Raw genomic sequence first — 14,388 nt, 5'->3', positions numbered from 1 at the left:
AACCGCATGCGTGATGGGTTGAGCGTTCGATAGCACTCGACTAAGGGCGTGGCTTTGATGGACAACACGCCAACTTCGAGCGCAGCTGACCGCTTTCCCGCGGGTCGGCTCGCCTTTCCGCATCGCGATCTCACCGGTATCGGCCAGCTTGAACGGCATGAGATCCTCTACCTGCTCGATCAGGCGGCACAGTGGGTTGAGCTGAACCGGCAGCGCACGAAGCACACGGAGCTCCTTTCCGGTCTCACCATCATCAACGCATTCTTCGAGAACTCGACCCGCACGCTCCTGTCTTTTGAGATTGCGGGCAAGCGGCTGGGTGCGGACGTCGTCAATATGCATGCCGCGCAGTCGAGCGTGAAGAAGGGCGAGACGCTGATCGACACCGCGATCACATTGAACGCTATGCGCGCCGATGCGATCGTGATCCGCCACGGGTCGAGCGGGGCGACGCAGCTGATCGCGGACAAGGTCGATTGCCCGGTCCTCAATGCAGGCGATGGACAGCACGAACACCCGACGCAAGGACTGCTCGACGCATTGGCCTTGCGCGAGGCTCTGGCGCAGCAAGGGCGGGGAAGCCGCGATGCTCACGCTGACTTTACCGGTCTCACCATAACGATCTGCGGCGACATCCTGCACAGCCGCGTTGCGCGCTCCAATATCCTGTGCCTGCAGGCGATGGGGGCAAGCGTGCGCCTGTGCTCTCCGCCAGCCCTGATGCCGCAAGGGGTCGAGGCGATGGGCGCCGAGCCGTTTCACGATTTCGACGCCGCGCTTGAGGGCAGCGATGTGGTCATGATGCTGCGGCTGCAGTCTGAGCGCATGGCGGGGCAGTTCATCCCCTCGGCGCGGGAGTATCACCATCTCTACGGCCTCACCAAGGAGCGGCTGAAACGCGCTGCGCCGGACGCACTGGTCATGCATCCGGGCCCCATGAACCGCGGGGTCGAGATCGACAGCGAGGTCGCTGACATGCTCGACCGTTCGATCATCACCAGCCAGGTGGAGATGGGGGTCGCGATCCGCATGGCCTGCCTCGACGTGCTGACGCGAAGCGCGCGCGGTGTGGAGGGCTGGTCATGAAGCAGGCGCGGCCAATTACCATCGTCAATGGCAAGATTGTCACCTCCGGCGGCGTTGAGGACCGAGCCATCCGGCTGGCCGATGGCTTGATCGAGGCTGTTGGCGCCGACGTCAGCGCGCATGAGGGCGACGAAGTGCTCGACGCCAAAGGCAAGCTCGTCGCGCCCGGCATCGTCGATTTCGGCGTATTCGCGGTCGACAAGCCCGCCTTCCATTTCGGCGGCATTACGCGCGCAGCGCTGATGCCCGACCAGTTCCCGCCGCTCGATTACCCGAGCCGGGTCAATTACATCGCCAAGAGCGGGAAGCCCGATCTGTGGGTTCATCCGCTTGCCGCCGCGACACGCGGGCTCGAAGGGGCCGAACTCGCCGAGATTGCGTTGATGCGCGATGCGGGCGCGCGCGGCGTGGCTACCGGGCGCAAGTGGATCGCAGACAGCGGCGTCATGCTGCGCCTGTGCCAGTACGCCGCGATGCTGGGCCTCGTCGTGGTCGCCCATGCCGAGGACAGCGGGATTGCAGGCGAATCCGCCGCCACGGCTGGCGAGGTCGCAACGCGGCTCGGCTTGCCGAGCGCACCTGCCGAGGCAGAGACGCTGGCGCTTGCCCGCGACATCGCGATTGCCGAGATGAGCGGGGCGAGGGTGCACTTCCGACAGGTCACTACGGCAGCGGGCTTCGACCTTGTGCGCGCAGCCAAGTCGCGCGGCGTGAGCGTCACGTGTGGGATCACGCCTGCGCATTTCATGCTCTCCGACCTCGCAACAGCCGACTTCCGCACCTTCACGCGTCTCTCTCCGCCCTTGCGCAGCGAGGCCGACCGCCAGGCCGCGCGCGCTGCGATTGCAGACGGGACGGTCGATATCATCTCGAGCGGCCACGATCCGCGAGGGCCAGAGGACAAGCGGCTCCCCTTCGCCGATGCGGCGCCCGGCATGGCGGGGGCAGAGACGCTGCTCGCGATGGTGCTGGGGCTGGTGCGCGATGAGGTGATCGACCTGGGCCGCGCCTTCGACCTGCTCGCCGCCAATCCGGCAAAGCTGCTTGGCGTTGAGGCGGGAGCGTTAGAGGTCGGAAGCGAAGCCGATGTCGCGGTGATCGATCCTGACGCACCCTGGTTTGTCGACCGAACCAAGATGGAAGCCACCGCCGACAACACGCCCTTCGACCGCCAGGGTGCGCAAGGCCGGGTGAGGGCGCTTATCAAGGGCGGTGTTTTGGTAGAGCTTTGAGCTGCGGTTGGACCACGCAAGTGGGTGGTTTGGAAAAACGGGATTGGAAGTAAGCTTCTGATATAAAGGCACAATGTTTGTAGGAGGTGTGACTTTTCGGTCAGCTTTCGATTTCCCGCGATTGGCGCTGCGTGATGGGCTGTCTTGTACAGATCGGGCGCAGAGTAGGAAAACCAGCGTTCATGCTCTGAGATCGCCCATCCGGGCGATCATCCTCGGCGCTGTTCCTTCGCTTCGCTACGGGCGCCTGTGGACGGGCGGTCGCCCTTGCGACACCGCTGGTGTCGAAGCGCCTAGTTCCGCGGCCGCACAAAAATCACCCCCGGAGCCCGAAGGCTCCGAGGGCAAGTTTCGCTGAAGCTCTCAATCAAGAGAGGATGGGAAAAATCTTTTAGCGAGCGGCGATCCGCACGCCGCGATCGACCGCGCCTGCTGGCGGGTTCGATGCGGAGTAAGCAAAGCAGCCGGTGCCGCCTGCCTTGAGCGTGTTGCACATCGAGCGGGCGCTGCGCGAACCGAAACCGGCGGCAGCCACGCGGAAGTAGGTGCGGCCATTGACCAGCGCCTCGGTGATCACGACGTCGCGGCCCTTGAGGTCGGGATAGCGGCGCTGGAACTGCGCCCACTTGTTCTCGGCAACCTGGCGGCTGTCGAATGCGCCAAGCTGGACGAGGTGAGTGGCTGCCGAACCGCTGGCAACCGCCATGCGGCGCTGCTGCGGAGCGGGCGCTGCCTGTGGAGCGCGCGCGGGCGTGCGCTCAGCTGCGGCTGGAACGTTCTGGACAACCGCGTTCGATACGAAGCGCGGCGCACCGCGTGACGGCGCTGCTGCGACCGCAGGCATGCGGACCGGCGCAGGAGCGGCGGTGGTCGGCGAAGGAGCGGGCTTGGGAGCCTCTGCCACGCGGACCGGAGCGGCTGCTGCCTCATCGGGATCAACCGACTGCACGACCGGATCGCTTTCGAAACTTACGGTGTCGATCCCCGCGATACCGAAGGGCAGCGGCACGTCGCTGGCAGGCTCGGCTGAGGCGACCGCGACAGGTGCTTCTTCGGTTTCGACAACTTCAAAATCGCCTTGTTCCTCGGCTTCGGCAACCATGGTCGCCATGGCCGGGAAGTTCGACAGGGCAAGGCTCTGCGGAAGACCGGTGTCGTAAGCCGGGGTTACGCCAAGCAACGTGGCCACGCGCACCTGATAATCTTCCGGACGAGCCGTCTCTGCCCATTCAGCCATGCGAGCTTCGATCTGGTCAACCGGCACGTCCTCTGCCGCCATCACGCGCGCTGCGGGCCAGTTGCCAGCGAGTGCATAGGCGTAAGCGAGATTCTGGCGAGCCTTCGGGCTGTTGTGGCCCTGACGCACGGCATTGATGAGATATTGCACACCGCGATCCGGTTGCCCTGCAAGCGCAAGCGCTAGACCAAGATCAGCGGGCGGAATGCCGTCTTCGAAAGCCGAAAGCTGGGCAAGGGCTGCGCTGTTTCCGCCGGTTGCGACCTTTGCCAGCGCATAGCTGAGGACGGTGCGCGGATCGCTTTCGCCAAGCTCGATCGATTCGCCAAATGCGGTCGCTGCAGACTGGAATCGACCGGCTTCAAGATAGGCTGCGCCAAGCATCGCACGATAGCCCGGATTGCGCGGTTCGGCGAGAACGGCAGCCTCGGCATGCGTGATAGCATGATCGACCTTGCCCGCTTCCAGCGCAGCCTGAGCCTTGGCGAAGGACGCCTGTGCAGGTGGCGCGGTCCCGGCGCAGCTTGCCAAAGCAAAACTGGCCAGCGCGGTGCTGACAAAGAGGCCGAGCTTGCGGCCGCTTGAGGCGCTTTCGGTAAATGCTTGGTTACGGCTGGCCATGTTGGTTTCCTTCAATTTAACCATGTTTGTCTGCGGCTTGGTTGAATGGGTTGGGTCTTCGTTGAAAAATCAGGTTGTCTTGAGCTGCGTGCCCATTTGCTTGCCCATCTTCTGGGCGAGGGCATCGAGGTCTTCGATTTCCGACAGCATCGAATCGAGCGCCTGAGTGACGAGCGATTGCGCGCTCACACCCTGCATGGTCGCAGCAAGACGAAGCTTGAGATGACGTTCGGTGTCGAGACGCAGGGTAAAGGCTGCGCGGCGGGCGCTGGCTTTCGGCTTCCTGGCTTTAGCCTTGGGCTTGGCAGCCTTGAGTTTGACTGGCGCCTTGGCAGGTGCCTGCTCAACCATCGATTCTTCAATGGTCTCTTCACGGACACTGCCGGTCGCCGCATCCGCGAGGATCCGGTCCGCGAGATCGCGCTGCTGACGGTGGACGAGTGGGCTCTCGACGTCGTTGTCTGCCTTGGCTTCCGCGTCAGGTGCTGCCGCGGGGTTGATCGAGACGATGTTCGCACCGTCCTGCGATGCGTCGCCGTCATCTTGGCCCATGTCGTTCCAGCCCAGATCTTCGAGCTGTTCAGGCTCGACCATCTCGGGAAGGGGGGCGAGTTGCGGACGCATGGCGGGCTTTGCTCCACCCTTGCGTGCGAGCAAAGTCGGTCCAAGCGAGGCGAAGCTGGCTTCGGACATCGCTCAGCGCTCCCTTACTGGGCCACCCGGCGACCGAAGCCGCCACCGGGACGATGCATGCCGCCTTGCGAATTCATTGCGCCGTGGCCGGTGCCCGGTGCTGCAAAGACCGTGCGGCGGAAATTCTTTTCGAGTCGATCGGAAATGTACTTCCACAGCGCCGTGATTTCGGCTGCGGAGCGGCCTTCGGGCTCGACTTCCATGACCGTGCGGCCATCGATCATCGAGGCGGCGAAATCGGTGCGGTGGTGAAGCGTGATCGGGGCAACGGTGCCGTGCTGCGAAAGCGCGACGGCTGCCTCTGACGTGATCTTTGCCTTGGGCGTCGCGGCGTTGACCACGAAGACCAGCGGCTTGCCGGCACGCTCGCACAGGTCGACCGTTGCGCCAACAGCGCGCAGATCGTGCGGGCTGGGGCGGGTAGGGACGACGATAAGCTCTGCCACACCGATCACCGACTGGATCGCCATGGTGATGGCTGGCGGCGTGTCGATCACTGCAAGCTTGAAGCCCTGCTGACGCAGAACGGCGAGATCGTTAGCAAGACGCGACACGGTGGTCTGCGCAAATGCCGGATATTCCGCCTCGCGCTCGTTCCACCAATCGGCGAGCGAGCCTTGCGGGTCGATATCAATAAGTACGACCGGACCGGCGCCAGCGCGCTGAGCCTGTACAGCCAAATGTCCGGAAAGGGTTGTCTTCCCTGATCCGCCCTTCTGCGATGCCAAAGCGAGTACACGCAACGCTCGGTCCCCCTGGTTTGTGACCATCTGCGCCGCCCAAATGCGACACTTGAAGAGGATGGATCGCAGACTACCCCTAATTTTGGGTTAACAACGTGGCCCTTGCCGAACCCCGCAGGATTGAGCGGATCGCGCGCAAAGGCCCGAGGGCGTGGTCAACGATATGCTAACCATTATTTGGTTAAGAACGACGCCGTTGTATCCAGATCGCCCACACGTGGTGCACACCGTGGAGTTCAGTTAAGATGGTAAATCGTAGCCTTTTCAAATCGCTCTTTGTCGCGGCCCCCATGGCAGCGCTCGCACTTTTTGCGGCGCCCGCAGCTGCCGATGTGAAAGCCGGAGTCGATGCCTGGAGCGCGGGCGATTACGACGCCGCAGTCGCCGAATGGCGTGTCCCCGCTCAAAACGGCGATGCCGATGCGATCTTCAATCTCGCGCAGGCTTATCGTCTCGGTCGCGGGGTCAATGCCGACATTTCCCGTGCGCGCCAGCTTTATGCAGAGGCCGCCGAGAAGGGCCACGTGCAGGCGGCTGACAATTACGGGCTCCTGCTGTTCCAACAGGGCGAGCAGGACACCGCGATGCCGCTAATCCGTGCCGCTGCCGATCGCGGTGATCCGCGTGCGCAGTATGTGCTGGGCCTTGCGCATTTCAATGCAGATTATGCGCAGAAGGATTGGGTGCGCGCCTATGCGCTGATAACGCTTTCCAACGGTTCGGGCCTCCCGCAGGCGAGCAATGCGCTTCAGCAGATGGATAGTTACATCCCACTGACCCAGCGCCAGCGCGCTCAGTTGCTGGCCCGTCAGCTTGAAGAAGATGCGCAGGCGCGCCGCAGCGCTCAGCTTGCGGCGGTTGATCTGGGCTCGCGTCCGGCCCCACCAGCAAATGCGCCTGCCGCGATGCCGAGCCCCGCACGAGCCGTTCCTCAGGTAGCGACAACGACACAGCAGCCGGTTCAGCCAGCACCGTCGCCGGCGCCAACGCGCGTTGCTGCTCAGCAACCCGCGGTGCCGACCCCCGTATCCGCATATCCGCGGCCTTCGGGCAATTGGCGCGTGCAGCTCGGCGCATTCGGCGTTCCGAGTAATGCCGACCGGCTCTGGTCTCAGGTGTCGAGCAATCCGGCATTGTCCGGTACGCGCAAGGCTCTGGTCCCGGGCGGCAATGTCACTCGGCTCCAGGCCGTCGGCTTTTCCAGCCGCTCCGCAGCGCAGTCCGCTTGCGATGCGCTCAAGCGTCAGGGCCAGGGCTGCATCGTCGCTGGCAACAGCTAAAAGCCACACTCCACTGCAATGATCACAGGCAATTTGCCTGGACGCTTTCCCTGATCCGCGAGGCTGCTACGATGCGGCACCTTAGGGATCAGGGGTAACGCAAATGAGTGACGCGATAGCGGCGGGGCCGGAAGTCTTTTCCGACGAAGCCAGCACGGACCAGGCACCGGTAAAAACCAGCGAGAGAATTTCGAGCCTCGACTTCATCCGCGGGATCGCGGTCATGGGGATCCTCGCGGCCAACATCGTCGCCTTTGGCCAGCCCTTCAACGCTTACATCTACCCAGAGGCCTTCATCGGCGGAGCAGGCGATCCGGGCGGCTGGATGTGGATTGCGCAGTTCATCCTCGTCGATGGCAAGATGCGCGGCCTTTTCACGATCCTGTTCGGTGCAGGCATGTACCTGTTCATGGAGCGGACCTGGGCACGCGGGGGGACGCGCAAGCTGCAATTGTGGCGATTGTTCATCCTGCTGATTTTCGGCCTGATCCACTTCTTCTTCATCTGGATCGGAGACATCCTCGCCATGTACGCGCTGATCGGCTTCATCGCGGTCGCGTGTATGCGCTGGACGGTCAAATCGCAGCTTGTCGTCGGCCTCGTCGGTTATTTCTTCGGCGCGCTTTTGTATCTTGCGATGTTTTCCTTCCCTTATCTGGTCGTTGATACTTCGGTGGGTGACATGCCCGAAATGGCCGAAGCGCGCGGAGCGATGGAAGAGGGTATCACCGCTGCTCTCGAAGACGATGCCGAGATGACCGAGATCAAGCAGTCTGGTGATTATGGCGCCTTCGTCGAGCGCCGCGTGAGCGAAGAAGGAGCGATGGTCCTAGCCAATCCGGCGCTGTTCTTCTTCGAAACATTTCCGCTCATGCTGCTTGGCATGGCGCTTTATCGCCTCGGCTTCTTCAGCGGCGCGTTCAATCGATCGAAGATGGTCATGTGGGGTTGGATAGGCGTGATTGGCGGGGGCCTCGCTCATCTCGGACTTGGCCTGATCGTCAAACAGGCCGGCTTTACATTCTACGCCGGAAACGCCGCGTTTCTCGGCTGGAGCCCTCTGCCGCGTCTCGCGATGGTGCTGGGGCTGGCGGCGCTGCTCGTCACCTATTCGCCCGCATGGACCGGGTGGCTTGCGGAGCGCGTTCGAGCCGCGGGCAGGGCGGCTTTCACGAATTACCTCGGCACGTCGATCGTAATGCTCTTCGTGTTTCACGGCTGGGCGCTGGGGCTGTTCGGTGAGCTCAATCGCCCGCAATTGTATCTCGTCACCGCTCTCACATGGGTCCTGATGCTGGCATGGTCGAAGCCGTGGCTTGATCGTTATCGCTATGGTCCGCTGGAATGGCTGTGGCGCTGCCTCACCTATCGCCAGCTCTTCGCCCTCAAGCGATAACGGGCGACACAGCCCTATTCCGGGGCGAGCATGTAGGCGGCCATCACAGGCTCCTCTTCGTCCGGTAAAGCGGTAAGTGCTTCGAACACGGCCACTCCTATCGCGCATTGCTGCGTCGTGGTGAGCGCTTCCATCTGCTCGGTCGAGCCCAAGGCGGCCTGCAGCGGCGGGGCAAGCCCGGTCGCTGCAATCGCGTTGCCAAATTGCTGGAGGTCCTGCTCGTTCGGGTCGGCATAGTCGGATGGCATCTGTCTGCCAGCTGACGCCGCGCGCACCATCGCGGCATTTCTTCGCGCGATTGCCGAGGTCGCTTCGAGGTTGTCAGGGTCAATGGTGATCCACTCCCCCATCGTGAGCTGTGCGCATTGCGGCGTCGCTGCGCTTTGGAGGCTCTTGTAGAGCGCATGCTCGGCCTTGCTCCAGGCGAGCAATTGTCCAGAAGGAGCACGCACCGCATCGGGCGCGACACGTTCAAAAAAGGTCTGAAGCCAGCGGGCGCCGACCTGCTCAACCACGGCCTCGTCGCTGCGCTGTTGTGGGTCGAGGGTTTCGATTTCGCTCACCAGTGCGGCGAAGTCGTCGGGATATTCCTCGAGGATCGTGCGCCACAATTCTTCCTGACCCGGTGTGCTCAGGATGCTCGCCTCGATCGCGGCGCGTTCGCTATCAGGCGGGGCAGAACATGCTGCCAGCGCGAGCGCGAGCGCGACGAAAGGGGCCTTGCTGCAAGGGTGCCATTTGCTGTTTCGGCTGCGCGTCACGACCCCTGATCCCAAAAGTGCAACGGCTCGCCATGGCCGCCACCGGGCTAGTCTAGCCGAGCGGCGCTACGGGGCAATTGCAAAAGCGCGTGGCAGGCATCCGGGCCGCGTGGTCGATTTTCGAGCGAATGACGCTTGCTATTGCGAAAGAGTTGCATATATTCCTTTTTGCAAACGCCTCGCAGGAGAGATTCGCGCCGTCATGTACATCTGCATTTGCAATGCCATCCGGGAAACCGACCTTCGTGCGGCCGCTTTGACGAGCGGCGGCGACGCTGAGGCGACCTATGCATCACTCGGCAAACGTCCGAACTGCGGCCAATGCCTTGCAAAGGCTGGCGAAATTCTGGAGCAGGAACGCGCCCTTGTTGCGAGCCTCGATCCAGCGCGCAGGGAATGCGAGAAAGTCGCATTATAAGTTTCTGAAGCGCAATTGCGAACGGATCGCAAGGGCCTGATTTTAAAAGAAAAATTGTGACCACGCCCTTGCGCCCCTGCGGCGTGAGGCTCTATATACCTCCTTGCAGATGCCAGTGCATTGACCTGGCGCAAAGTTCAAAGTGCGAGGAAAAAGAGCCATGAAGGGCGATCCCAAAGTCATCGAATATCTCAACAAGGCGCTCACGAACGAGCTGACCGCGATCAACCAGTACTGGTTGCACTACCGCGTGCTTGCCGACTGGGGCATCTCCAAGCTTGCCGAATACGAGCGCAAGGAATCGATCGAGGAAATGCACCATGCCGACCAACTGGCAGAGCGCATCCTGTTCCTCGAAGGGCTTCCCAACTTTCAGGCGATCCACAACCTGAAGGTCGGTGAGAGCGTCGAGGAAATCCTGAAAGCCGATCTCGCGCTCGAGCACGAGGCAATCCCGCTCCTGCGTGACGCAGCCGAATACGCCAAGAGCGTGCGCGATTACACCTCAGAGAAGCTGTTCGAAGACATCCTCGCCAACGAGGAAGAGCATGTCGACTTCCTCGAAACGCAGTTCGACATGATTGAGCGCATGGGCTTGCAGAACTACAACCAGCTGCAAAGTGCACCCGCTGGCGAAGGGGAAACCGGCGCGGGCGCCAAGTAATCGAGATCGCCCTTAGGCGTCGCTTGAAAAAGGCGGAGGCTCTTCAGCCTTCGCCTTTTTTCTTGCGCCAACGCTGTTCACGCGGGCCTTCGGACGCCATCAGCGTTTCGCGAAGGAACGAGAACAGACCGATGATGAGCAGTACGACAGTTGTAACCCACAAGACCGCAACGATCGTGCCCAGCCGCGTCTCGATATAGGCGGAGACGAACAGCAACGCGATGACGATGCTGATGACGACAGCCGCAGCAGTGGCGAACTTGATCGCGCTGCGGGCCAGAACCCGGCGGCGCTTCAGCCAATCGAGTTCGCGCTTCTGTTCTGCCGTATGATGCTCGTCCGATGTTTCGCACAGCCGCTCGATTCGTCCGGCGATCCAAGTGACCCGCGCCATGATGACATTCATGATGCTGCCAATGCCCACCAGCAGGAACGCTGGCGCGAGGCTCAGCTGCACCGCGCGCAGGACGCGAGGGGTGTCGGCGGTGCGCTCAAGCAGGTCTGTGGCAATATTGGTGGCTAGGAGGAGGTCGAGCATCAGGTCTTCGACGATCCTCCGGAGTAGTTACCGCCTCCACCGCGATTGGCGTTGTAAGGGTTCTTGGGAGATTTAAGCGTCACGCGCACCGGCACCGCCTCGAAACCCAGTTTCGAGCGGATGCCGTTCACCAGATAACGCTCATAGCTCTTGGGCAAATCGTCGAGGCGTGATCCGAAGATTACGAAACGCGGCGGGCGGGTGCCGGCCTGCGTAATATAGCGCAGCTTGATCCGGCGGCCTCCGGGTGCGGGCGGAGGATTGGCGTCGAGCGCGTCGTCGAACCAGCGGTTGAGCGCGGCGGTGGGCACACGCTTCGACCAGCTTTCGCGCAAGGTGAAAGCCGCGCCGAGCATGGCGTCGAGGCCCTTGCCGGTCTTGGCGCTCACCGAAAGCACCGGCAGCCCGCGCACCTGCGCCAGCCCATCGTGAAGCGCCTGCTTGATCCCGTTGAACAAGGAGGAAGCATCCTCGGCCACGTCCCACTTGTTTATGGCGACCATCAGTGCGCGGCCTTCTTCGAGCGCAAGCGATGCGATCTTGAGGTCCTGGTGCTCGAGCCCCTGCGTCGCGTCGAGCAGCAGCACGACGACCTCTGCGAAGTCGACCGCGCGGCGAGCATCGGCGACGGAGAGCTTCTCGATCTTTTCGACCACATTGCGCTTCTTGCGCATGCCTGCGGTGTCGATGAGCCGAATCTCGCGAGTTTCGCCCGACTTGGGATCCGTCCATTCCCAGTCGATCGCAATGGAATCGCGCGTAATGCCAGCTTCGGGGCCGGTCAGCAGGCGATCTTCGCCAAGTAGCCGGTTGATGAGCGTCGACTTACCCGCATTGGGCCGTCCGACAATCGCGAGCTTGAGCGGGCCCAGCGGCGCGTCCTCGTCTTCGCTCTCTTCAATCTCGTCTTCGACTTCTGCGGCCTCGGCCTTTTCGCCGATGATCGGCCAAAGCCCACCGAAGAGGTCTGCAATGCCTTCGCCGTGCTCAGCCGATACTGCGAGCGGCTCGCCAAAGCCAAGCGAGTAGGCCTCAAGCACGCCGCTTTCGCCTGCGGATCCCTCGGCCTTGTTTGCAACCAGCACGATCGGCACGTCATGTTCGCGCAAATACCGTGCAATCTCTTCGTCGAGCGGGGTCAGCCCGGCGCGCGCGTCGACCACGAACAGCGCCGCATCAGCACCCTCGAGGCTCGCCTCGGTCTGCTTGCGCATGCGTCCTGGCAAGGTGAGCTCGTCCTCATCTTCCCAACCGGCGGTATCGACGATGGTGAATTTCAGCCCCGCAATCTCGGCATCGCCCATGCGGCGGTCGCGCGTCACGCCCGGCTGATCATCGACCAGCGCGAGTTTCTTGCCGACGAGCCGGTTGAACAGCGTCGATTTGCCCACATTGGGGCGTCCGATGATGATGACCTGGGGTTTCATTTGCACACGCAAGTGGCGCTTCACTCGCCACTTGGCAAGCAAACGGGCCGATTAGCCTTCCTTCTTAGCAACCGGCGGATTGTCGCCGAGATCTTCGTACCATGCCTCGACAGGACCGGTCAGCTTGATCGTCAGCGGCTGACCCTTGCGGTCGACGGTCTTGCCCGCCTGCACCCGGACCCAGCCTTCGGAAATCGAGTATTCCTCGATGTCGGTGCGCACCCGGTCCTTGAACTTGATGCCAACGCCGCGCTGAAGCACCTCGGCGTTGAAGTGTTCGCTGCGCGGATTGACCGAGAGGTGGTCGGGCGGGAGATCGGTTTTTTGTTCTTCAGACATGGGCAGCGCCCATAGGGCCGCTTTGCCGGCGAAACAAGCGCGCACATCACTTCGCACATCTATCACTGCGCACACTTATCACTACTCTGGGCGCTTGCCCTTTTGCGCCAACGTCTCTAGAGGCCATCGGCAACGCGCGCGGGGACCTTTCGGTTTCCCGCGCGGCTTCGTTCGGGCAGGCGGGCGTGGCGGAATTGGTAGACGCGCTGGTTTTAGGTACCAGTATCGCAAGATGTGGGGGTTCGAGTCCCTTCGCCCGCACCAACTTCGCCCTGGCTCGCTGATCCCCTCGATCCAATTTAGAAGGCACAAGTTCACTACTCATGGCTATCAAGCAGACCACCAACGAAGGCCTCAAGCGCGCCTATGTGATCACTCTGAGCGCGAAAGAGATCTCGGACAAGATCGACGCGGAGATCAAAAAGGTCGCCCCGCAGGTGAAGATGCCGGGCTTCCGTCCGGGCAAGGTGCCGGCAAACCTCGTCAAGAAAATGCACGGCGAGCAGCTTCACGGCCAGACGCTCAACGACATGATCCGCGATTCGGTCGATTCGCTGATCAAGGACGAAGACCTGCGTCCGGCCATGCAGCCGGCGGTCTCGCTCAACGAAGACTACGAAGAAGGCAAGGATGCCGAAATCACGGTCGAGCTCGAAGTGCTCCCGCAGGTCGACGCGCCAAGCATCGAAGGTCTCAAGCTTGAAAAGCTGACCGTTCCGGTTTCGGATGAGCAGATCGAAGAAGCGATCGCTGGCATTGCCGGTCAGAACAAGAGCTACAAGGATGCTGCCAAGACCAAGAAGGCAGCCGATGGCAACCAGCTCATCATCGACTTCGTCGGCAAGCTTGGCGACGAGGAATTCGAAGGCGGCAAGGCCGAAGATGCTGCGCTGGTTCTCGGTTCGGGTGCGTTCATCCCCGGCTTTGAAGAGCAGCTGGTCGGCGTGAAGGCAGGCGATGAGAAGACCATCACCGTCACCTTCCCCGAAGATTACCAGGCCGAACACCTCGCCGGTAAGGAAGCAACCTTCGACGTCACTGTTAAGGCGGTGAAGGTCGAAACCGAGACCAAGATCGACGACGAGTTCGCCAAGAACCTCGGCCTCGACAGCCTCGAGAAGCTTCAGGAAATCATGAAGGGTCAGCTCGAACAGCAGACCGCTGGCCTCACGCGAACGCAAATGAAGCGTTCGCTGCTCGACCAGCTGGCTGCTGGCCACGACTTCGAAGTGCCTTCGAAGATGGTCGATGCCGAGTTCGAACAGATCTGGGCCCAGCTTCAGCAGGAAGCTGCCAAGGAAGAAGATCCCGAAGCAGCTCTCAAGCAGATCGAAGACGAAAAGGAAGACTACAAGGGCATCGCGGAGCGCCGCGTGCGTCTTGGCCTGCTCCTTTCCGAAATCGGTCAGGCGAACGGCGTCGAAGTGACGGGCCAGGAAATGAACATGCTGATCCAGCAGGCTGCTCAACAGTATCGCGAGGAAGATCGCGAGCGTTTCGTCCAGTACATCCAGCAGGAGCCGATGGCTGCTGCCCAGTTGCGCGCACCGCTTTACGAAGACAAGGTCGTCGACTTCCTGTTCGACAAGGCCGATGTCACCGAGCGTGAAGTGACCGCCGAAGAACTGCAGGCAGCAATCGAAGCGGACGAGGAAGCCGAAGCGGAAAAGGCCAAGGCTGCGCCGAAAAAGAAGGCTCCTGCCAAGAAGCCTGCTGCGAAGAAAGCACCGGCGAAGAAGGCTCCGGCCAAGAAGGCAGACGATGCCGAGGCAAAGCCGGCCGCCAAAAAGGCTCCCGCCAAAAAAGCACCGGCGAAGAAGCCTGCCGCTAAGAAGGCCCCGGCCAAAAAGCCGGCTGCCAAGAAAGCTCCGGCCAAGAAGAGCGCCGACAAGTAAGCTTCATCACCGCATAATCACGAAAGGGCCCGGCCAGCGCATGCTGACCGGGCCCTTT

14 protein-coding genes and 1 tRNA gene are annotated in these 14,388 nt (G+C 62.0%); 8 read left to right on the top strand and 7 right to left on the bottom strand.

The annotated features are described in order from the left end of the window. Positions 1-57 precede the first annotated feature (57 nt). Complete coding sequence (locus AC0V6T_RS11200; protein ID WP_486126909.1) at positions 58-1,086, top strand: aspartate carbamoyltransferase catalytic subunit; 1,029 nt, start codon at positions 58-60, stop codon at positions 1,084-1,086. Then, entirely contained in the window at positions 1,083-2,318 is a 1,236-nt protein-coding gene (locus AC0V6T_RS11195) for a dihydroorotase (RefSeq protein WP_486126907.1), read from the top strand. The genes AC0V6T_RS11200 and AC0V6T_RS11195 overlap by 4 nt, the downstream gene beginning before the upstream one ends. A gap of 391 nt (positions 2,319-2,709) precedes the next feature. On the opposite strand, the gene AC0V6T_RS11190 is transcribed toward AC0V6T_RS11195, so the two are convergent. The 3 genes from AC0V6T_RS11190 to AC0V6T_RS11180 all read right to left on the bottom strand — a co-directional run bounded on the left by AC0V6T_RS11190 (position 2,710) and on the right by AC0V6T_RS11180 (position 5,612). Continuing rightward, positions 2,710-4,176, bottom strand: coding sequence for an SPOR domain-containing protein (locus AC0V6T_RS11190; protein WP_486126905.1), 1,467 nt, complete (start codon positions 4,174-4,176; stop codon positions 2,710-2,712). 69 nt (positions 4,177-4,245) lie between these two features. Continuing rightward, positions 4,246-4,869 (bottom strand): toxin-antitoxin system HicB family antitoxin, encoded by a 624-nt coding sequence (locus tag AC0V6T_RS11185; protein WP_486126903.1) that lies wholly within the window; start codon positions 4,867-4,869, stop codon positions 4,246-4,248. Positions 4,870-4,883: 14 nt separating this feature from the next. Next, entirely contained in the window at positions 4,884-5,612 is a 729-nt protein-coding gene (locus AC0V6T_RS11180; RefSeq protein ID WP_486126901.1) for an AAA family ATPase, read from the bottom strand. A 290-nt stretch (positions 5,613-5,902) separates the two neighbouring features. Between AC0V6T_RS11180 and AC0V6T_RS11175 the strand changes: the two genes are divergently transcribed. Beyond that, complete coding sequence (locus AC0V6T_RS11175; protein WP_486126899.1) at positions 5,903-6,892, top strand: SPOR domain-containing protein; 990 nt, start codon at positions 5,903-5,905, stop codon at positions 6,890-6,892. A gap of 103 nt (positions 6,893-6,995) precedes the next feature. Then, positions 6,996-8,288 (top strand): DUF418 domain-containing protein, encoded by a 1,293-nt coding sequence (locus AC0V6T_RS11170; protein WP_486126897.1) that lies wholly within the window; start codon positions 6,996-6,998, stop codon positions 8,286-8,288. A 14-nt stretch (positions 8,289-8,302) separates the two neighbouring features. On the opposite strand, the gene AC0V6T_RS11165 is transcribed toward AC0V6T_RS11170, so the two are convergent. Further along, positions 8,303-9,049: a hypothetical protein gene (locus AC0V6T_RS11165; RefSeq protein ID WP_486126895.1), complete on the bottom strand. Its 747-nt coding sequence runs from the start codon at positions 9,047-9,049 to the stop codon at positions 8,303-8,305. 202 nt (positions 9,050-9,251) lie between these two features. Here AC0V6T_RS11165 and AC0V6T_RS11160 point away from each other — a divergent pair, with 202 nt between their 5' ends. Continuing rightward, on the top strand, positions 9,252-9,467 hold the full coding sequence (locus tag AC0V6T_RS11160) for a (2Fe-2S)-binding protein (protein ID WP_486126893.1): 216 nt from the start codon (positions 9,252-9,254) through the stop codon (positions 9,465-9,467). A 160-nt stretch (positions 9,468-9,627) separates the two neighbouring features. Further along, positions 9,628-10,131 carry a bacterioferritin gene (bfr, locus tag AC0V6T_RS11155; RefSeq protein WP_007163185.1) on the top strand — a complete coding sequence of 168 codons (504 nt, stop codon included), beginning with the start codon at positions 9,628-9,630 and terminating at the stop codon, positions 10,129-10,131. Between the two features lie 43 nt (positions 10,132-10,174). Here bfr and AC0V6T_RS11150 read toward each other — a convergent pair whose 3' ends face one another. Genes AC0V6T_RS11150 through AC0V6T_RS11140 form a run of 3 tightly spaced genes read right to left on the bottom strand, consistent with a single transcriptional unit; the run spans position 10,175 to position 12,435 of the window. Further along, on the bottom strand, positions 10,175-10,669 hold the full coding sequence (locus tag AC0V6T_RS11150; RefSeq protein ID WP_486126891.1) for a DUF2721 domain-containing protein: 495 nt from the start codon (positions 10,667-10,669) through the stop codon (positions 10,175-10,177). Continuing rightward, a complete protein-coding gene (der, locus tag AC0V6T_RS11145; RefSeq protein WP_486128578.1) occupies positions 10,669-12,096 on the bottom strand; it encodes a ribosome biogenesis GTPase Der in 1,428 nt (475 codons plus the stop codon). Before der ends, AC0V6T_RS11150 begins: the two co-directional genes overlap by 1 nt. 51 nt (positions 12,097-12,147) lie before the next feature. Then, positions 12,148-12,435, bottom strand: a complete 288-nt coding sequence (locus AC0V6T_RS11140) for a DUF3297 family protein (protein ID WP_486126889.1) — start codon at positions 12,433-12,435, stop codon at positions 12,148-12,150. A gap of 179 nt (positions 12,436-12,614) precedes the next feature. On the opposite strand from AC0V6T_RS11140, the gene AC0V6T_RS11135 reads away from it, so the two are divergent. Together AC0V6T_RS11135 and tig are read left to right on the top strand one after the other, a co-directional pair. Further along, positions 12,615-12,699 (top strand) — tRNA-Leu (locus tag AC0V6T_RS11135). Positions 12,700-12,758: 59 nt separating this feature from the next. Then, positions 12,759-14,330, top strand: coding sequence for a trigger factor (tig, locus tag AC0V6T_RS11130; RefSeq protein ID WP_486126887.1), 1,572 nt, complete (start codon positions 12,759-12,761; stop codon positions 14,328-14,330). The last annotated feature ends 58 nt before the right edge of the window (positions 14,331-14,388 follow it).

The organism is Erythrobacter sp. S158, from assembly GCF_057364915.1.
Note: the sequence above shows the minus strand (reverse complement) of the source record. Positions and strands in the feature narration are given on the sequence as shown.